The 19,463-nt window shown below is 68.2% G+C and carries 17 protein-coding genes; 13 read left to right on the top strand and 4 right to left on the bottom strand.

Annotated elements, in window-relative coordinates:
* Window position 1 precedes the first annotated feature (1 nt).
* Genes EH231_RS04545 through EH231_RS04560 form a run of 4 tightly spaced genes read left to right on the top strand, consistent with a single transcriptional unit; the run spans window position 2 to window position 7,929 of the window.
* On the top strand, window positions 2-3,307 hold the full coding sequence (locus tag EH231_RS04545; RefSeq protein ID WP_124711974.1) for a transglutaminase family protein: 3,306 nt from the start codon (window positions 2-4) through the stop codon (window positions 3,305-3,307).
* Entirely contained in the window at window positions 3,307-5,997 is a 2,691-nt protein-coding gene (locus tag EH231_RS04550; RefSeq protein WP_090425490.1) for a circularly permuted type 2 ATP-grasp protein, read from the top strand. The genes EH231_RS04545 and EH231_RS04550 overlap by 1 nt, the downstream gene beginning before the upstream one ends.
* Window positions 5,994-6,911 (top strand): transglutaminase family protein, encoded by a 918-nt coding sequence (locus EH231_RS04555; RefSeq protein WP_124711975.1) that lies wholly within the window; start codon window positions 5,994-5,996, stop codon window positions 6,909-6,911. The genes EH231_RS04550 and EH231_RS04555 overlap by 4 nt, the downstream gene beginning before the upstream one ends.
* Window positions 6,904-7,929 (top strand): zinc-binding metallopeptidase family protein, encoded by a 1,026-nt coding sequence (locus EH231_RS04560; RefSeq protein WP_090425492.1) that lies wholly within the window; start codon window positions 6,904-6,906, stop codon window positions 7,927-7,929. The genes EH231_RS04555 and EH231_RS04560 overlap by 8 nt, the downstream gene beginning before the upstream one ends.
* Before the next feature lie 12 nt (window positions 7,930-7,941).
* On the opposite strand, the gene EH231_RS04565 is transcribed toward EH231_RS04560, so the two are convergent.
* Entirely contained in the window at window positions 7,942-8,553 is a 612-nt protein-coding gene (locus tag EH231_RS04565; RefSeq protein ID WP_124711976.1) for a TetR/AcrR family transcriptional regulator, read from the bottom strand.
* 96 nt (window positions 8,554-8,649) lie between these two features.
* Between EH231_RS04565 and EH231_RS04570 the strand changes: the two genes are divergently transcribed.
* Window positions 8,650-9,303: an FMN-dependent NADH-azoreductase gene (locus EH231_RS04570; protein ID WP_124711977.1), complete on the top strand. Its 654-nt coding sequence runs from the start codon at window positions 8,650-8,652 to the stop codon at window positions 9,301-9,303.
* Window positions 9,300-9,620, top strand: a complete 321-nt coding sequence (locus tag EH231_RS04575; protein WP_124711978.1) for a DMT family transporter — start codon at window positions 9,300-9,302, stop codon at window positions 9,618-9,620. The genes EH231_RS04570 and EH231_RS04575 overlap by 4 nt, the downstream gene beginning before the upstream one ends.
* Here EH231_RS04575 and EH231_RS04580 read toward each other — a convergent pair.
* Window positions 9,604-10,200 carry a hypothetical protein gene (locus tag EH231_RS04580; RefSeq protein ID WP_124711979.1) on the bottom strand — a complete coding sequence of 199 codons (597 nt, stop codon included), beginning with the start codon at window positions 10,198-10,200 and terminating at the stop codon, window positions 9,604-9,606. The two genes, EH231_RS04575 and EH231_RS04580, sit on opposite strands and share 17 nt — an antisense overlap.
* Window positions 10,201-10,257: 57 nt before the next feature.
* Here EH231_RS04580 and EH231_RS04585 point away from each other — a divergent pair, with 57 nt between their 5' ends.
* A complete protein-coding gene (locus tag EH231_RS04585; protein ID WP_124711980.1) occupies window positions 10,258-11,091 on the top strand; it encodes a DUF3097 domain-containing protein in 834 nt (277 codons plus the stop codon).
* A gap of 30 nt (window positions 11,092-11,121) precedes the next feature.
* Window positions 11,122-12,456, top strand: coding sequence for a replication-associated recombination protein A (locus tag EH231_RS04590; RefSeq protein ID WP_090425496.1), 1,335 nt, complete (start codon window positions 11,122-11,124; stop codon window positions 12,454-12,456).
* Between the two features lie 72 nt (window positions 12,457-12,528).
* Here the strand turns inward: EH231_RS04590 and EH231_RS04595 are convergent, their stop codons facing one another.
* Together EH231_RS04595 and EH231_RS04600 are read right to left on the bottom strand one after the other, a co-directional pair.
* Window positions 12,529-12,837: a GlsB/YeaQ/YmgE family stress response membrane protein gene (locus EH231_RS04595; RefSeq protein WP_090425497.1), complete on the bottom strand. Its 309-nt coding sequence runs from the start codon at window positions 12,835-12,837 to the stop codon at window positions 12,529-12,531.
* A 99-nt stretch (window positions 12,838-12,936) separates the two neighbouring features.
* A complete protein-coding gene (locus EH231_RS04600; RefSeq protein ID WP_090425498.1) occupies window positions 12,937-13,557 on the bottom strand; it encodes an antibiotic biosynthesis monooxygenase in 621 nt (206 codons plus the stop codon).
* Between the two features lie 116 nt (window positions 13,558-13,673).
* On the opposite strand from EH231_RS04600, the gene EH231_RS04605 reads away from it, so the two are divergent.
* The 5 genes from EH231_RS04605 to EH231_RS04625 all read left to right on the top strand — a co-directional run bounded on the left by EH231_RS04605 (window position 13,674) and on the right by EH231_RS04625 (window position 19,461).
* Window positions 13,674-14,075, top strand: coding sequence for a secondary thiamine-phosphate synthase enzyme YjbQ (locus EH231_RS04605; RefSeq protein WP_044518137.1), 402 nt, complete (start codon window positions 13,674-13,676; stop codon window positions 14,073-14,075).
* Between the two features lie 109 nt (window positions 14,076-14,184).
* Window positions 14,185-16,875, top strand: a complete 2,691-nt coding sequence (gene alaS / locus EH231_RS04610) for an alanine--tRNA ligase (RefSeq protein ID WP_124714174.1) — start codon at window positions 14,185-14,187, stop codon at window positions 16,873-16,875.
* A 4-nt stretch (window positions 16,876-16,879) separates the two neighbouring features.
* Window positions 16,880-17,398: a Holliday junction resolvase RuvX gene (gene ruvX / locus EH231_RS04615; RefSeq protein ID WP_090425499.1), complete on the top strand. Its 519-nt coding sequence runs from the start codon at window positions 16,880-16,882 to the stop codon at window positions 17,396-17,398.
* Window positions 17,391-18,635, top strand: a complete 1,245-nt coding sequence (locus EH231_RS04620) for an endolytic transglycosylase MltG (RefSeq protein WP_090425500.1) — start codon at window positions 17,391-17,393, stop codon at window positions 18,633-18,635. The genes ruvX and EH231_RS04620 overlap by 8 nt, the downstream gene beginning before the upstream one ends.
* Window positions 18,625-19,461, top strand: a complete 837-nt coding sequence (locus EH231_RS04625; RefSeq protein ID WP_164480769.1) for a shikimate dehydrogenase — start codon at window positions 18,625-18,627, stop codon at window positions 19,459-19,461. Before EH231_RS04620 ends, EH231_RS04625 begins: the two co-directional genes overlap by 11 nt.
* The last annotated feature ends 2 nt before the right edge of the window (window positions 19,462-19,463 follow it).

Raw genomic sequence — 19,463 nt, forward strand, 5'->3', positions numbered from 1 at the left:
GATGGGGATCAAAGTGGCGCTGGAGCACCGCACCAGCTACACCTTCGACCGGTTGGTGGAGCTGCATCCACACGTCATCCGGTTGCGCCCGGCGCCGCACTCGCGCACCCCCATCGAGGCGTACTCACTGACTGTCGAACCGGCCGGCCATTTCATCAACTGGCAGCAGGACGCGTTCGGGAACTTCCTGGCCCGCTTGGTGTTCCCGGACCGGGCGCGCACGCTGACCATCACCGTCGGGCTCATCGCCGATCTCAAGGTGATCAACCCGTTCGACTTCTTCATCGAGGATTACGCGGAGACCTTCGGCTTCGAGTACCCCAAGGCTCTGCTCGAGGATCTCAAGCCGTACCTGCGCCCGGTCGACGAGGAAGACGAGGGATCCGGTCCGGGCGAACTCGTGAAGGCCTGGGTGAGCAATTTCACCGTGCCGCCGGGCACCCGCACGATCGATTATCTGGTGGCGCTCAACCGGGCCGTCAATGCCGATGTCGGCTACTCCGTCCGGATGGAACCGGGCGTGCAGACCCCCGACGTCACGTTGCGCACCGGAATCGGTTCGTGCCGCGACTCGGCGTGGCTGTTGGTGTCGATCCTGCGGCAGCTGGGTCTGGCGGCTCGCTTCGTCTCGGGTTACCTGGTCCAGCTGACCTCGGATGTGCAGGCCCTCGACGGTCCATCCGGCCCTGCCGCGGATTTCACCGACCTGCACGCGTGGGCCGAGGCATACATTCCGGGTGCGGGCTGGATCGGCCTGGACCCGACCTCGGGACTGTTCGCCGGGGAAGGCCACATCCCGCTCTCGGCGACCCCGCACCCGGAATCGGCGGCCCCGATCACCGGTGCCACCGGACCGTGCGAATCCACGCTCGAATTTTCCAACGTGGTCACCCGGATCCACGAGGACCCGAGGGTGACGCTTCCGTACACCGATGCCGCCTGGACGGCGATCACGAAGCTGGGCGCCGAGGTGGATCAGCGCCTGGCCGACGGCGATGTGCGGCTCACTGTCGGGGGCGAGCCGACCTTCGTCTCGATCGACAACCAGGTCGATCCGGAATGGACCACCGACGCCGACGGTGAGCACAAGCGCGAACGCGCCTCGGTGCTCGCGGCGCGTCTCAAGGCGGTGTGGGCGCCTGCCGGGCTGATCCAGCGCAGCCAGGGCAAGTGGTACCCGGGAGAACCGTTGCCGCGCTGGCAGATCGGCCTGTTCTGGCGCACCGACGGCCAGCCACTGTGGAACGACGCGGCGCTGCTGGCCGATCCGTGGGGCGGTGAGGTGCCCGCCCTGGCCGACGACGCCGGTCAGCGCATCCTCGCAGCGGTCGCCGCCGATTTCGGGCTTCCTGCCCGTCAGGTTCGCCCGGCTTATGAGGATGCGCTGAGCCGGCTGGCGGCTGCTGTGCGGCAGCCGGCCGGCGAGCCGGTGGCCGCCGCCGACGACCTGGCCGAGGACACCCCGGGCGCCCGGGCCGAGCTGCTGGCCCGGCTCGATACCTCGATCGATCAGCCCACCGCCTATGTCCTGCCCCTGCACCGCCGCGCCGACGGCTCCGGCTGGGCCAGCGCGGACTGGCAGCTCCGGCGTGGGCGGATCGTGCTCACGGAGGGCGATTCACCGGCCGGGCTGCGGCTGCCGCTTGATGCGATCAGCTGGCATCCGCCGCGCCCGTCCTATGACGCCGACCCGCTGTCACGGGGCACCGACGTGCGCGCCGAACCCGACGAGGCGGAGCTCGAGCCCGCAGACGACGCGCCCACGACGGCGCTGGTCGCCGAGATCCGTTCGGGGTTCCTCTACGTCTACCTGCCCCCGACCGAGGAGCTCGACGATTTCGTCGACCTCGTGGCCCGTATCGAATCCGCGGCCGCCAAGTTGGACACGCCGGTGGTGATCGAGGGGTACGGGCCGCCACCGGACGCCCGCATCGCGTCCATGTCGATCACGCCGGATCCGGGCGTCATCGAGGTCAACGTCGCACCGACCGCCAGCTTCGCCGAACAGAGCGCCCAATTGGAGACCCTCTACGAGCAGGCCCGGCAGGCCCGGCTGTCAACCGAATCGTTCGACGTGGACGGTACGCACGGCGGTACCGGCGGCGGCAACCACATCACGCTCGGCGGCATCACTCCGGCCGACTCACCGCTCTTGCGCCGGCCCGACCTGCTGGTGTCGCTGCTCACCTATTGGCAACGCCACCCCTCGTTGTCCTACCTGTTCGCCGGCCGGTTCATCGGCACCACGTCACAGGCCCCGCGGGTGGACGAGGGCCGGTCGGGAGCGCTCTACGAGCTGGAGATCGCCTTCGCCGAGATCGCGCGTCTCACCGATGCTGGCGGGACTTCGCAAGCCTGGGTCACCGACAGGGCACTGCGCCATCTGCTCACCGATATCACCGGCAACACTCACCGCGCCGAATTCTGCATCGACAAGCTCTACAGCCCCGACAGTGCACGAGGGCGCCTGGGGCTGTTGGAGTTGCGGGGTTTCGAGATGCCGCCGCACTTCCAGATGGCGATGGTGCAGTCGCTGCTTGTGCGCGCACTGGTCGCCAGGTTCTGGGACGAGCCGTTACGGGCTCCGTTGATCCGGCACGGCGCCAATCTTCATGGCCGGTACCTGTTGCCGCACTTCCTGATTCAGGACATCGCCCAGGTCGCGGCCGACCTGCGGGCGCACGGCATCAACTTCGACACCAGCTGGCTGGATCCGTTCACCGAGTTCCGCTTCCCGCGGGTGGGCACCACGGTCTGTGACGGCGTGGAGATCGAGCTTCGCGGCGCGATCGAACCGTGGAATGTGTTGGGGGAGGAGTCGACTGCCGGGGGCACCGCCCGCTACGTGGACTCGTCGGTGGAGCGGGTCCAGGTGCGGCTGGTCGGGGCGGACCGGCACCGCTACATCGTGACCGCCAACGGCTACCCGATCCCGTTGCTGGCCACCGACAATCCCGACGTCCAGGTGGGCGGTGTGCGGTTCCGTGCCTGGCAGCCGCCCAGCGCGCTGCACCCGACGATCACCGTGGACTCCCCGCTGCGGTTCGAACTGGTGGACAGCAGTACAGGGCAGTCCAAGGGTGGCTGCACGTACCACGTGGCGCACCCGGGTGGGCGGTCCTACGACACCCCGCCGGTCAACGCGGTCGAGGCCGAGTCGCGGCGTGGCCGTCGATTCGAAGCGACGGGATTCACCCCGGGCACCATCGACCTGTCGGACCTGAGGGAGAAGCAGGCGCGCCAATCCACCGATGTCGGCGCGCCCGGAATTCTGGATCTCCGTCGGGTGCGTACCGTTCTTCACTGATGGTTCTACGTGCGAATGGCTCACCGGAGTCCGCCCAAGCCACCGGTGTAATCGCGGACACCGGTGTGGATGTTGACGGCTTGCTGGCCGCCTACTGCCGCTCCCGGGCCCAGCAGGCGCTGTTCGACATGCGCGACGACGGTGGCGGTGCCGGTTACGACGAGCTGGTCGATGCCTCGGGCGATGTCCGCCCGGCCTGGCGGGAGCTGGCCGAAGGCGTGGGTGAGCGCGGCCGCGACGGGCTGGACCGGCTGCGTGCCGTGGTGCGCGGCCTCGTCGACAACGACGGCATCACCTACATCCAGGTGGACCGCCACGGGGAAGTGGTCACCGACGGCGACGGGACCGCGGTGCCCGGTCCCTGGCGTCTCGATGCCCTGCCGCTGGTCGTCTCGGCACAGGATTGGGACGGCCTGGAATCGGGTCTGGTGCAGCGTTCCCGGTTGCTGGATGCGGTTCTCGGCGATCTGTACGGGGCCCGTCGCTCGATCACCAGCGGGGTGCTGCCCGCCGAGTTGCTGTTCGCCCATCCCGGATACCTGCGCGCCGCCCGCGGCATCGTGGTGCCCGGGCGTCATCAGCTGTTCCTGCACGGCTGCGACATCAGCCGCGGCGACGACGGCGCATTCGTCGTCAACGCGGACTGGACGCAGGCGCCGTCGGGCGCCGGCTACGCCCTGGCGGACCGACGGGTCATCGCCCATGCGGCGCCTGACCTCTACGAGCGGATCGGCCCGCGGCCGGCCTCACCCTGGGCCCAGGCGCTGCGCCTGGCGCTGCTCGACGCGGCACCCGAGGCCGCCGAGGAACCCGTTGTGGTGGTGCTCAGCCCCGGTATCCATTCCGAGACCGCCTTCGACCAGGCGTACCTGGCCGGAGTGCTCGGCTTTCCACTCGTCGAGAGTGCCGATCTCGTGGTCCGTGACGGCACGCTGTGGATGCGGTCGCTGGGCACCCTCAAACGCGTCGACGTGGTGTTGCGCCGCGTCGACGCCGATTACATGGACCCGCTCGATCTGCGCCCCGATTCCCGGCTCGGCGTGGTCGGCCTGGTCGAGGTGTTGCGCCGTGGCGCGGTGACGGTGGTCAACACGCTGGGAAGCGGAGTCCTGGAAAGTCCGGGTCTGGCACGGTTTTTGCCGCAGTTGGCCGAGCTGTTGCTCGACGAGACGCCGCAACTGACGACCGCTCCGATGTACTGGGGCGGCATCGACATCGAGCGCTCCCATCTGCTCACCAAACTGTCCTCGCTGTTGATCAAGCCGGTGAGCGGCGGCGAGACCATCGTCGGTCCCATGCTGTCGGCGGCCGCCCGCGAGAAGCTGTCGGCCCGTATCGAGGCCGAACCGGGCGAGTGGATGGGGCAGGAGCTTCCTCAGTTCTCCACCGCACCAACCGATTACCGGGCCAATGGGCTGTCGGCCGGAAATGTCGGCATGCGGTTGTTCACGGTGGCCCAACGCGGCGGGTATGCCCCCATGATCGGTGGGCTGGGGTATGTGGTCGCACCTGGGCATGCCGCCTACCGGATGAACACCCTTGCCGCCAAGGATGTTTGGGTACGCACACCGCAACGGGTCACCGCCGAGCGCGGCCCCGTGATCTCGGTCGAGCTGGTGGCTCCCGGCACGATCCCCAGCTCCACCCGGGCGGTCAGCTCGCCCCGTGTGCTCTCGGACCTGTTCTGGATGGGGCGCTACGCCGAACGCGCCGAGGGGACGGCCCGGTTGCTCACGGTCACCCGCGAGCGCTACCACGAATTCCGCTACCGCCCGGATCTCGAAGAGAGCCAGTGCGTCCCGGTGCTGTTGGCGGCGCTCGGCTCGATCACGGGCACCGATACCGGCGACACCGACGACGACCACGAGATGATCGCGATCGCCCCGGCCACCCTGTGGTCGGCCACTGCGGACCGGCACCGGCCGGGCTCGCTCGCCCAATCGGTCGAGCGCCTCGCGCTGGCCGCGCGGGCGGTGCGTGACCAGATGTCCAACGACACCTGGATGGTGTTGGCCGGGGTCGAACGCGCGGTGTTGCGGCCGTCGGCCGCTCTGCCCGAGTCGCCTACCGCCGCCGACCTCTATCTCGCCAACGCGCACAGCCAGACCCTGGCCGGAATGCTCGCGCTGTCCGGGGTGGCCGCGGAGTCGATGGTGCAAGACATCGGCTGGACCATGATGGATCTGGGCAAGCGCATCGAGCGGGGCCTGGCGCTGACCGCGTTGCTGCGCGCCACCCTGACGAAGATGCGCAGCGCCGAAGCCGAGCGCGCGGTGACCGAATCTGCGTTGGTGGCCTGTGAATCGTCGGTGATCTACCGGCGGCGCAATCCCGGCCAGATCAATATCGCGGCGATCGCCGAACTGGTGTTGTTCGATGCGGAGAACCCCAGATCGTTGATCTACCAGCTGGAGCGGATCCGGTCCGGTCTCAAGACCCTGCCCGGATCGTCGGGCTCGTCGCGTTCGGAACGTTTGGTCGACGAACTGGCCACGCGGTTGCGCCGGCTCGACCCGGCCGACCTAGAGGAGGTCACCGGCGAGGGGACACGCGCCGAACTGGCGGCGCTGCTCGACGGCATGCATGCGGGCCTGCGGGACCTGTCCGTCGTGATCACCGCGGCCCACCTGTCCCTGCCCGGCGGCATGCAACCGCTGTGGGGACCGGACGAACGACGGGTGGTGCCATGACCGAACCCGGCACTCGCTGCTACGAGATCACCCATCGCACCGTCTACCGATACTCCGACGATGTCACCAGCTCCTACGGTCGTGGCTTTCTGACGCCTCGTGACCTCGACTGGCAGCGTTGCCTGTCCCACGAGCTGGTGATCGAACCGGACGCGGCCGACCGTTCCACCAGCCGCGACGCCTACGGCAACATCAGCTCGTATTTTCACGTGACCGAACGTCACCGCACTCTGAGCATCACCAGCCACTCCGTGGTGGAGGTGGATCCGCCTGAGCCCGAACGTTATTCAGGTGCATCCGCGCGGGCGCCGTGGGAGCTGGCCCGGCCGGTCGGCGGGGACGGCGCGCTGGCTGCCGAGTTCACTCTGGACCTCTCTCCGCCGGAGATCACCGATGCCGTGCGGGAGTACGCCGCACCGAGTTTCGTGCCCGGACGGCCGCTGATCGACGTGCTGCGCGAACTGACGTCGAGGATCTATTCCGACTTCACCTACCGGTCGGGTTCGACGACGGTGTCCACCCAGGTGGCCGAGGTGCTGGCGGCGCGCGAGGGAGTGTGTCAGGACTTCGCCCGGCTCGCCATCGCCTGCCTGCGCGCCAACGGCCTGGCTGCCAGTTACGTCTCGGGTTATCTGGCCACCGATCCGCCGCCCGGTAAGGAACGCATGATCGGGGTGGACGCCACGCACGCCTGGGCGTCGGTCTGGACACCGCAGAACGTCTGGCTGGGAATGGATCCCACCAACGACCAGATGGTCGACGAGCGCTACATCGCTGCCGGATTCGGCCGTGATTATGCCGACGTACCCCCGTTGCGGGGCATCATCTACACGGATTCGGACAGTAGCGTGATCGAGGTATCGGTCGACGTGGCGCCGTACCGGCCGGATCGAGAAGGGTTGCTGCATGCGTGATTTCAACTGCCCCAACTGTGGTCAGCACCTGGCATTCGAGAACTCCCTGTGCCTTTCGTGCGGCAGTGCGCTGGGGTTCTCGGTCGACGACATGGCGCTGCTGGTGATCACCGACACCGACCAGAGCGACCACGCCGGCGCGGTCGACGAGGACCAGTATCAGCTGTGCGCCAATCTGCATCTGGCCGAGTGCAATTGGCTCGTCCGGATCGGGCAGGGCGGCCAGCTGTGTGCCTCATGTGCACTCACCCGCACCCGGCCGGCCGACACCGACACCGCGGCGATGGCGTCGTTCGCCGACGCGGAGAAGGCCAAGCGCCGGTTGATCGCCGAGCTGCACGAGCTGAAGCTGCCGATCGTCGGCCGTGACCAGGATTCTCAGTTCGGACTGGCGTTCGACCTGCTCTCCAGCGAGTCCGACAAGGTGTTCACCGGCCATCACAACGGTGTCATCACCCTGGATCTCGCCGAAGGCGACGATGTGCACCGCGAGCAGCTGCGGATCGCGATGGACGAGCCGTACCGCACTCTGCTGGGCCACTTCCGCCACGAGATCGGTCACTACTACTTCTACCGATTGGTCGCCCCGTCAGAGGACTACTCCGCGCGGTTCCGTGAGTTGTTCGGGGATCCGGACGCCGACTATCAGGCCGCCCTGGACCGTCATTACCAGGACGGTCCGCCCGCGGGCTGGGAAGACGAGTTCGTGTCGTCGTATGCCAGCATGCACGCGGCCGAGGACTGGGCCGAGACGTTCGCGCACTATCTGCACATCCGCGACACCCTGGATACCGCGGCGGCCTACGGGTTTGCCCCGGCCGGGGCAACCTTCGATCGGAAACTGCTGGGGCCCAGCGGGTTCGACACCATCATCGAGATGTGGCTGCCACTGGCATGGTCGCTGAACATGGTGAACCGATCGATGGGCCACGATGACCTGTACCCGTTCGTGTTGCCCCCGGCGGTGCTGGAGAAGATGCGGTTCGTTCACACCGTCATCGACGAGGTCACCGCCTAGACCGCCGACAGGTTACCCGGGATCGAGTATCCCGTGGGCGAGGCGGGTGAGCGCCCCTTTGATCTGCTCGACGCTCAGCCCACGCGCACGCTGGTGGGTGAAGCTTTCCGCCGCCAAGGGGGCCAGTAGCACATCCACCAGCGGATCCGGTTCGGCCACACCGGCTTCCATCAACAGGGCGCGCACATGCGCGGCCCAGAAACCGTAGGCGCCGGTCGCGAACCGGGCGCCCCCGGTCTCGGCGCCGAGTGCCAGATCGGCATGCGTATCCAGGAGTTCGGCCATCGCCGCGTAGAACGCGGAGAGCCGCTCGGCCGGTGGCGCGCCCGGGCCAAGCGGTGGTTCGCCTGACAACAACTGCTGCTGCAGTGCGCGTTCGTGTTCGTCGAGCAGCGCCTCGGCAATGGCGGCGGTGCTGGGGTAACGGCGATAGAGCGTGCCGCGCCCGACGTGGGCTGCCGTGGCGATGTGGTCCATCGTGACCGTTCGAGGATCGCGGCCGGCGAACACCGTGGCGGCTGCCGCAAGAATCTTGGCGCGGTTGCGGGCCGCGTCGGCCCGCTCCGCGCCGGCCCGTCCGGTGCCGGCGTCGTCGGACGCAAGGAGGTCTGCGCCGATGTCCATCACTGCACTGTAGCCGATCCGGGAAATAAGTGGACGAATTGTCCGGTTATCTGGAACGCTAAACCGGACGTAGTGTCCACTTACCTGGAGGTTGTCATGCCCACGCTTCTTCACATCGACGCCAGTGCCCGCAATCGCTCCGTGAGTCGCCGGATCGGCGCGGAGTTCGCCCGGTCCTGGCGGGCTGCCCGTCCGGATGGCCGGTACCTCTACCGAGATGTCGCGGCCGATCCGGTGCCGTTCATCGGGGAGGGCTGGACGGAACTCTGTGACGCGGTGCTGGCTGCCGGCAGTACCGACCTGGACCGGCTCGAGGAGTTGGCGCGCACGCCGGAGCAGGCCGCGGCCTGGGCCATCGTGGAACCGCTGCTGGGTGAACTGCGCTCGGCCGACATCGTGCTGATCGCAACGCCGATGTACAACTACTCCATCCCGGCCTCGCTCAAGGCCTGGCTGGACCAGGTGACTTTTCCGCGAATGTCCCTGGCGCCGAGACGGTTTGTCGTGGCTACGGCACGAGGCGGTGCGTACTCACCGGGCTCGCCGAAGGCGCAGTTCGACTACCAGGAACGGTTCCTGCGGGATTTCGTCGCCGGACACTACGGCGTGGCCGACACCGTGTTCATCAACGCCGAGATGGCCAACGCGCGGGTGGATCCCGCGTTGGCGCGGTTTCGGTCCATGCACGACGATTCAACCGCGCAGGCCCTTGCGGCGGCTCGCACTCTCGGCAAGGAGTACGCGAAATGAGCTGGCTGGTACTGGGTTTGGCCGGGCTGGTGGAGATCGCCTGGTCGCAGAGCATCAAGCCGACCGAAGGATTCACCCGTCCGCTACCCACGATGGTGTGCGTCGCGGTCGGGGCGTTGTCGGTGTACCTGCTGTCGTTGGCCATGCGCGGTCTGCCCGTCGGCACCGCCTACGCGGTCTTCACCGGCATCGGCGCGGTAGGTGCCATCGCGCTGGGCGTGCTCATCCACCGTGACCCGTTGAGCGTGGGGCGGGCCCTGGCCCTGTCGATGATCGTGGGAGGGATCGCGCTGGCCCGGTTCACGAATCCGGATTGACCCCGGTGGCCGCCAGGTAGGCGCGTCCCCGCGGGGCGAGCCGGTAGCCGACGTCGAGGCTGATGGTCAGGCCCAGTCCCTTGAGTTGGCGCACCCGTCGCTTGAACCGTGGCACCTCGAGGCCGACGCTCGCCGCCAGATCCGGTGCGCGGACGGCCTCGTTGGCCGCGATCATCGCCAGGTACCGACGGGTCCACGCACCGTCGGTGCCGGCCGCGTCCCAGCGGTCCAGCCGCGCGTCGATGGCCTGGACGTCGGCGTCGGAAAGCGTGTCGTCGGCCGCCAGGTCGGGCCGCTCGTCCGGACCCAGGTACGAGACCGCGATGAGGTAGGTGTGCGCGGCGGGCCTCTGGTCGAGCTGGGCCTGTGCCGCTGCGGCATCCGGATATCCGGCGGCGCGGGCCTGCCAGGCACTGACTCGGTAGTCGCCGGGGTATTCGGTGACCGACCCGATTCGGATCGTGCCGGCCTGGGTGCGTTGGGTTCCGCCCGGCTTGGCCCGGGGCTTGTCCCAGCGCCGTAGCACCAGTGAGATGGTCCCGTCGGCAATGCCATCGGCAGTCGGCCGATCTAACAGCACGATCACGATCGTATGTCGCAACCCTGCTTTCGCCGCAGGCGTTCCTAGGATCGCCGCGTGACTGATCGCTACGGTTCCGACATTCTGGCCCGAAATCCGCACACCCCGAAGCTGACTCGATCGGCGGAGCAGCCCGCGGAGAAGGGCCTGGTCGTCGAGGATGCCCAGAGCGGCTACGTGGGCGCGGTGGTGCGGATCGAGGGTGGCCGGGTCGAACTCGAAGACCGTAGGGGCAAGGTGCGGGCTTTCCCGATGGGGCCGGGTTTCCTGATCGACGGCAAGCCGGTGAGTCTCGTGGTGCCCAAGCGGACCGCCGCGCCGGCACGCACGGCGTCGGGATCGGTCGCGGTACCCAATGCCAAGGCGCGGGTCGCGCTGGCCAGCCGGATCTATGTGGAAGGCCGCCACGACGCCGAGCTCGTCGAGCAGGTCTGGGGCGCCGATCTGCGTATCGAAGGTGTCGTCGTCGAGTACCTCGGCGGCGTCGACGACCTGGCCGGCATCGTGGCCGAGTTCGCGCCCGGACCGGGACGCCGTCTGGGCGTGCTGGTCGATCACCTGGTGACCGGTTCCAAGGAAGCACGCATCGCCGAGGCGGTGCGCCGTGGCCCTGGCGGTGGGCACACCCTGGTGGTCGGGCACCCGTTCGTCGACATCTGGCAGTCCGTCAAACCGGCCCGGCTCGGGATGAAGGCCTGGCCGGCCATCCCGCGCAACGTGGAGTGGAAACACGGCATCTGTGCGGCGCTGGGCTGGCCGCACCAGGACCAGGCCGACATCGCGCGGGCGTGGCAGCGGATCCGCGGCCGGGTCCGGGACTGGAACGACCTGGAGCCCGCGCTGATCGGCCGGGTCGAGGAACTGATCGACTTCGTCACCGCGCCGGCGTAGTCCGTCGTGTCGGCGTGGTAAGCAGAAAGCGTGTCCGACGGTTTGTTCGACGTGCCAGGTGACCCGGGGCCGGGTGACCCCGGCGCGCTTGCCGCACCCGGCAGCGCGCCGCTGGCGGTGCGGATGCGCCCGGCCGGGCTCGACGAGGTCGTCGGCCAGACCCATCTGCTGCAGGCCGGTTCGCCGTTGCGCCGCCTCGTGGAGGGGTCGGGAGCGGCGTCGGTCATCCTCTACGGCCCGCCCGGCACCGGCAAGACCACGCTGGCCTCGCTGATCTCGCAGGCCACCGGCCGCCGGTTCGAGGCTCTGTCTGCGCTGAGCGCCGGGGTCAAAGAGGTCCGTGCCGTGATCGATGTGGCCCGGCGCGCGGCCGTCCACGGCGAACAGACCGTGCTGTTCATCGACGAGGTGCACCGCTTCTCCAAGACCCAGCAGGACGCCCTGCTGGCCGCCGTGGAGAACCGGGTCGTGCTGTTGGTGGCGGCCACCACGGAGAACCCGTCGTTCTCGGTGGTCGCGCCGCTGTTGTCGCGGTCACTGATCCTGCAGTTGCAGCCGCTGACCCCGCAGGACGTCGAGATCGTGCTACGTCGCGCGATCACCGACCCGCGGGGTCTGGGTGGTGCGGTCGAGGTCACCGACGAGGCCGTCGATCTCCTGGTGCAGCTCTCCGCCGGCGATGCGCGGCGGGCGCTGACCGCGCTGGAGGTTGCTGCCGAACCCGGCGAACAGGTCACCGTCGAAATCATCGAGCAGTCGCTGGACAAGGCGGCCGTGCGGTACGACCGCGACGGCGATCAGCATTACGACGTCGTCAGTGCCTTCATCAAGTCGGTCCGCGGATCCGATGTCGACGCGGCCTTGCACTACCTGGCCAGGATGCTGGTGGCGGGGGAGGACCCTCGCTTCGTGGCGCGCCGGTTGATGATCCTGGCCAGCGAGGACATCGGGATGGCCGACCCGACCGCTTTGCAGACCGCCGTCGCCGCGGCGCAGACCGTGCAGCTGATCGGGATGCCCGAGGCGCAGCTGACGCTGGCGCATGCGACGGTGCATCTGGCCACCGCGCCCAAGTCCAACGCGGTGACCACGGCGCTGGGTGCGGCGATGAACGACATCCGGGCCGGAAAGGCCGGGTTGGTGCCCCCGCATCTGCGGGACGGTCACTACTCGGGAGCGCAGAAACTCGGCAACGCCGTGGGATACAAGTATGCCCACGATCATCCCGATGGTGTTGTGCCACAACAGTATCCACCGGACGACCTGGTGGGAGTGGACTACTACCAGCCGACCGGGCGCGGTTTCGAACGCGAGCTGGTCACCCGGCTGGACAAGCTGCGGGCCATCATCCGCCGCAGGCGCTGATACCGCTGGGACGCGCGAAAACCACGGTCCCGGTTGAAAATTCAACCGGGACCGTGGCGCGGGGGTAGGTGGTCAGCGCAGCAGGCCGGACCGTCGGGTTCCCAGGATGCCGGTCCTTCTGCGCCCCATCAGGGCGGATATCAGGGCCACCCCGAGCGCGGCCACGACGACCTGGACGAGCAGCTCGAGCCAGTCGACGCCGCTGGTCGCCGTCGGGATGCCCATGGCGCGTGCGAGTGCGGTACCGATGAACGCGGAGACGATACCGACGAGGATCGTCACCAGAATGCCGATGGGTTGTCTGCCGGGAACGATCAAGCGGCCGATCACGCCGACGGCAATGCCGATCAGAATTGCGCTGATGATGCCGGTGATGGTCATGGTCTCCTCCGTGGCTGGTTTGGGCTGACCATCAAGTACCCAGCGCCGTCACGATGCAAACGGTGCCGTCAATTCACTTCGTCCCTCTTCGTCGGCGGGTCAGGCCATCTCGGGCACTCGCAGGTGGGCCAGCACGAGTTCGAACTCTCCGACGTCGATTTGATCGGCACTCAGGTCGCGTAGCCGGGCGGTGCGCAACGCCCGCGCCTGATCGCGGTTGCGGTCCATCGCCTCGGCGCTGTCGAAGGTGGCCGAGGACACCGCTCTGCCGGACCCGCGGTCGAGCATGAGGCTCGCGCTGCAGAAGCCCTCGAGGTCTTCCATCGCGGGCAACACCGAGGTGCGGTAGAACTCCACGGCCCGGTCGAACAGCTCGGGGCGGGTTCGCAGCCACGTCGCCCTTACGCAGGCGCCGGGTCCGGAGTACTGCTCGCGGTGAACCATCGCGATCTCCCATTCGTCGACGGTGGCGGTGCCTTCGAACGCCTCCACCACGCGATGGCGCATCGGCGCTACCGCGTCGGCACTGGCAAGCATTGCCTCTTCAGACCGCCAGGCCGTGGTGAGGACACACTCGCCCGATTCCCGGTTCACCATCAGGGACAGGCCTACACAACCGTCGATGGTGTCGATGGCGGGCATGACCTCGTCGCGGACATGGGCGATACCGGCGTTGACGGCCCGGGTGCGCGCCGCAATCGTGGTTGAACGTGCGAACACGGTCCACCCCTTCCTGCCAGGGCGGCGCCCCGGTGGCGCCACCGGTTCCACTCCCAACCATCCTCCGGTGTGTCGCAGGTGGCAATGGTGTGGCGCCAGGCTCGTAGGCTGGGCCGATGGACACCGACGTGATCGACGTGGACACCTCACGGCGCCGCATCGTCGATCTCACCGACTCGGTACGCAGGTTCTGCGGCGCGCACCGCGATGGCCTGTGCAACGTGTTCGTCCCGCACGCGACGGCCGGCGTGGCCATCATCGAGACCGGCGCCGGCTCCGACGACGACCTGCTCGATACCCTGGAACGGTTGTTGCCGCGTGACGACCGCTACCGGCACAGCCACGGATCGTTCGGCCATGGCGCAGATCACGTGCTGCCCGCCCTGGTGTCGCCGTCGGTCACCCTGCCGGTCCAGGCGGGCCGGCCGTTGCTGGGAACCTGGCAGAGTGTGGTGCTGGTCGATCTGAACCGCGACAACCCGCAGCGTTCGGTGCGGCTGAGCTTTCTGGGGGCGTGAGGCTTGTCGCCCTTTTCGGGGTGAACGCGCAGAACGGTAATGTAAAGCGGTCGAACTGATGGTTGCCTGCGCAACCCCAGCCACCCACGAACACGAGGACACGAGCAACGTGCAGACACACGAGATCAGGAAGCGCTTCCTCGATCATTTCGTGAAGGCGGGCCACACCGAGGTGCCCAGCGCCTCGGTGATCCTCGACGACCCCAACCTGCTGTTTGTCAACGCCGGCATGGTGCAGTTCGTGCCTTACTTCCTCGGTGCCCGCACGCCACCGTGGGACCGCGCCACCAGCGTGCAGAAGTGCATCCGCACGCCTGACATCGACGAGGTGGGCATCACCACCCGGCACAACACCTTCTTCCAGATGGCCGGCAACTTCTCGTTCGGCGACTACTTCAAGAAGGGCGCCATCGAGCTGGCCTGGACCCTGCTGACCAACCCGGTCAGCGAGGGCGGCTACGGATTCGACCCGGAAAGGCTGTGGGCAACGGTCTATCTGGACGACGACGAGGCGATCGAGCTGTGGCAGGAAGTCGCCGGGCTGCCGCTCGAGCGCATCCAGCGCCGCGGCATGGCCGACAACTACTGGTCGATGGGCATCCCCGGGCCGTGCGGGCCGTGTTCGGAGATCTACTACGACCGCGGCCCCGAATACGGGATCGAGGGCGGGCCCGAGGCCAACGAGGACCGCTACATCGAGATTTGGAATCTCGTGTTCATGCAGAACGAGCGCGGTGAGGGCACCTCGAAGGACGACTTCGAGATCCTCGGCCCGCTGCCGCGCAAGAATATCGACACCGGGATGGGCGTCGAACGCATCGCCTGCCTGTTGCAGGACGTGGACAACGTCTACGAGACCGACCTGGTGCGTCCGGTGATCGATCTGGTCGCCGGGATCGCCCCGCGCGGATACGGCGCAGGCAACCACGAGGACGACGTCCGCTACCGCATCATCGGCGACCACAGCCGCACCGCGGCCATCATCATCGGCGACGGGGTCAGCCCCGGCAACGAGGGCCGCGGCTACGTGCTGCGGCGCCTGCTGCGCCGCATCATCCGCGCGGCCAAACTGCTCGGTGTCGAGGAGCCCATCATGGGCCGGCTGATGTCCACGGTGCGCGATGAGATGGGCCCGTCGTACCCGGAGCTCGTGACCGATTTCGAACGCATCAACCGGATCGCCGTCGCCGAGGAGACCGCGTTCAACCGGACCCTGGTCGCCGGCTCGAGGCTGTTCGACGACGCCGCCGCGGCGACCAAGAAATCCGGTGCTTCCGTGCTTTCCGGCAGTGACGCGTTCACCCTGCACGACACCTACGGCTTCCCGATCGACCTCACGCTGGAGATGGCGGCCGAGGCCGGCCTCGCGGTCGACGAGCAGGGCTTCCGAACGCTGATGGCCGAGCAGCGCCAGCGCGCCAAGGCTGATGCCGCCGCGCGCAAGCAGGCTCACACCGATCTGTCGGCGTACCGCGAGCTGGTCGACGCCGGGCCCACCGAGTTCACCGGCTTCGACGAATTGTCCACTGAAGCAAGGATTCTCGGCATCTTCGTGGACGGCAAGCGGGTGCCCGTGGTGACCCACGAAGGCCTGGACGCCGATCGCGTGGAGCTGATCCTGGACCGCACCCCGTTCTACGCCGAGTCCGGTGGCCAGATCGCCGACGAGGGAACGATTTCCGGTACGGGTGCCTCAGTCGCCGCCAAGGCCGCTGTGACCGATGTACAGAAGATCGCCAAAACCCTGTGGGCACACCGGATCAACGTCGAGTCCGGAGAGTTCGTCGAGGGCGACACCGTCACGGCCGCGGTGGATCCCAAGTGGCGCCACGGCGCCACCCAGGGCCACTCGGGCACCCACATGGTGCACGCCGCGTTGCGACAGGTACTGGGCCCCACCGCGGTTCAGGCCGGTTCGCTGAACCGTCCCGGTTACCTGCGGTTCGATTTCAACTGGCAGGGCGCGCTCACCGACGACCAGCGCACCCAGATCGAAGAGGTCACAAACGAGGCCGTCGAGGCCGACTATCAGGTGAACACCTTCGTCACCGCCCTGGACAAGGCCAAGGCAATGGGTGCGATGGCGATGTTCGGCGAGAACTACCCCGACCAGGTGCGGGTGGTCGATATCGGCGGGCCGTTCTCGCTGGAACTCTGCGGTGGCACCCACGTGCGCAACTCGGCCCAGATCGGCCCGGTGACCATCCTCGGGGAGTCCTCGGTCGGATCCGGCATCCGCCGCGTGGAGGCCTACGTCGGCCTCGAGTCCTTCCGCCACCTGGCCAAGGAACGCGCCCTCATGGCAGGCCTGGCCTCCTCGCTCAAGGTCCCCTCCGAAGAGGTGCCCGCCCGGGTGGCCAACCTGGTCGAGCGTCTCAAGGCCGCCGAGAAGGAACTGGACAAGGCCCGCCTGGCCAACGCCCGGGCCGCGGCAGCCAACGCGGCCGCCGGAGCCGAGACCATCGGCAAAGTCCGGGTCGTCGCCCAGCGGATGGCCGGCGGCATGTCGGGCGGTGATCTGCGCACCCTGGTCGGCGACATCAAGGGCAAGCTCGGCAGCGACCCGGCGGTGATCGCGCTGATCGCCGAGGGCGAGGACGACGCGGTGCCCTTCGTGGTCGCGGTCAACCCGGCCGCCCAGGATCTGGGGCTGCGCGCCAATGAACTGGTCAAACCGTTCAGCGCTGCAGTCAACGGCCGCGGTGGCGGCAAAGTGGACATGGCACAAGGTTCCGGTAAGGGGGCGGCGGGTATCGACGCGGCATTGGCCGCGCTGCGCGCCGAGATCGGCCGGGGCTAGCTTCGTGTCCGACACGGTCGACGACCGGCTACCGGACCGCCCAGGGGACGACGACCCCGGACGTGGGCGGCGCATCGGCATCGACGTCGGAACCGTGCGGATAGGCGTGGCAAGTTGCGATCCCGACGGGATCTTGGCCACTCCGGTCGAGACCGTTCAGCGGGACAAGCGGGACCGGTCGGGCAGACACCTGCGCAGACTGGTGACGCTGATCGGCGAGTATGAGGCCGTCGAGGTCGTCGTCGGGCTGCCGCGCACGCTCGCCGATCGGGCCGGCAGCTCTGCCCTCGACGCCATCGAACTGGCCGATCTGCTGGCTCGCCGAATCGCCCCGATACCGGTGCGACTGGCCGACGAGCGGCTCACTACTGTTTCGGCTCAGCGGTCGTTGCGTGAAGCGGGAGTCCGGGCAAAGGGACAGAAGGCGATGATCGACCAGGCCGCCGCGGTTGGCATTCTGCAGAGCTGGCTGGATCAGCGGCGCGCGGCTCTGGCTGCGCGCGGAGAGGGCATGGATGGCTGAGAAGTGGGGTGCCGACAAAGCGAAGCCCGAGGTGGTCGGACCACCGCGGCGCGGGCTGAGCAAGGCCGAGCGGGCCCGCAAAGCCCGCAACGACCGGAAGCGACGTGTCACCAGGGGCTTCTCCATCGCAGCGCTCATCGTGGTCTTGATCGGCGCGGTGTTCCTCGGTTCCAGGCTGTGGCACGGCATGTCGGGCTCCTCCGGCGACTACGCGGGTGACGGTGTCGCCGATGTCGTCATCCAGGTGCATGACGGCGATTCCACGACGGCCATCGCCAAGACGCTGCAGGAAAAGAAGGTGGTCGCAACGGTCAAGGCCTTCGTCGACGCGGCCCACAAGAACGAGGCGATCTCGGCGATCCAGCCCGGCTTCTACAAGGTGCGCACCGAGATCCCGGCAGCCAACGCCGTTGAGCGACTGGCAGATCCGGACAGCCGGGTGGGCAAGCTGACAATCCCGGAGGGACGTCAGCTCGACGACACCGCCGACGTCAAGACCAAGGCCGTCACCGAAGGCATCTTCACGCTGATCTCTCAGGCCTCGTGCGTCGAACTTGACGGCGAGAAGCGTTGCGTACCGGTCGATGAGCTCCGTACGGCTGCGCAAACCGCACCCGCTGCCGCGTTGGCGGTACCCGACTGGGCCGCGGCTCCGGTCGCGGCGATGCCCAACGATCACCGACGGCTGGAGGGGCTGATCGCGCCCGGTACCTGGAATGTGGACCCGGCGGGAACGGCGCAGGACATCCTGTCCACCCTGGTCGCCGGCAGCGCCACCCTCTACACCCAGAGCGGTCTGCTCGACACCGCGGCAGCGATGCAGATGTCGCCCTATCAGATCCTCACCGTCGGATCCCTCGTGCAACGCGAAGCCAAGCCCCAGGACTTCTCCAAGGTGGCGCGGGTGATCTACAACCGGCTCGCCGAACACCGCAAGCTGGAGTTCGACTCGACCGTGAACTATCCGCTGGACCGCCAGGAAGTGGCGACCACCGATGACGACCGGGCCAAGGTCACCCCGTGGAATACCTATATGAGCCAAGGGCTTCCGCAGACGCCGATCTGCTCGCCCGGCACGGATGCGCTGGCCGCGGCCGAGCGTCCGGCCGAGGGGGACTGGCTGTACTTCGTGACCATCGACCTGCAGGGCACCACGCTGTTCACGCGCGACTACGACCAGCACCTGGCCAACATCGAACTGGCCCAGCACAACGGTGTCCTCGACAGTGCCAGATAGGCGGCTCGCCGCCGTGCAAGGTAGGCCGGATACCGGCCGCAAGGCCGCCGTTCTGGGCTCGCCCATCACGCATTCGCGCTCGCCGCAGCTGCACCTGGCCGCCTACCGGGCGCTGGGCCTACCGTCGTGGACCTACGACCGCATCGAGTGCACGGCCGAACAGCTGCCCGGCCTCGTCAGCTCTCTGGGCCCGGAATGGGTCGGTCTGTCGGTCACCATGCCGGGCAAGTTCGCCGCACTGGAGTTCGCCGATCAGCGCACCGAACGCGCTGAGCTGGTGGGCTCGGCGAACACCCTGCTACGGCTGCCCACGGGTGGCTGGCGTGCCGACAACACCGATGTCGACGGGGTGGTCGGAGCGCTCGGCACGGCCGGTGACTCGGCACTGGTGATCGGATCCGGCGGCACCGCCCCGGCAGCCGTCGTGGCCCTGGCCGAACTCGGCGTACAGCGGATCACCATCGTGGCGCGCGACGAGGGCAAGGCATCGCGGTTGGTGGAGTTGGCCGGCCGGTGCGGCGCGCAGGGCAGCTGGTGCGACATCGGCGGCTCGGCGCTGACCGACGCGGTGGCCACCGCCGATGCGGCCGTCAGCACGATCCCGGCCGACGCGGCCGCCGCGTACGCGGGCACGCTGGCCGGGGTGCCGCGCGTGCTCGACGCCATCTACGACCCGTGGCCGACGCCGCTGGCCCAGGCCGTCGAGGAAGCGGGCGGTGAGGCGATCAACGGGCTGCAGATGCTGCTGAACCAGGCCTTCGCCCAGGTGGAGCAGTTCACCGGGATGCCCGCTCCCAAAGAGGCGATGCGCGCCGCACTGGACTGAGC

The sequence above is a fragment of the Mycolicibacterium nivoides genome (genome assembly GCF_003855255.1).
In the GTDB taxonomy this organism is placed as follows: Bacteria; Actinomycetota; Actinomycetes; order Mycobacteriales; family Mycobacteriaceae; genus Mycobacterium; species Mycobacterium nivoides.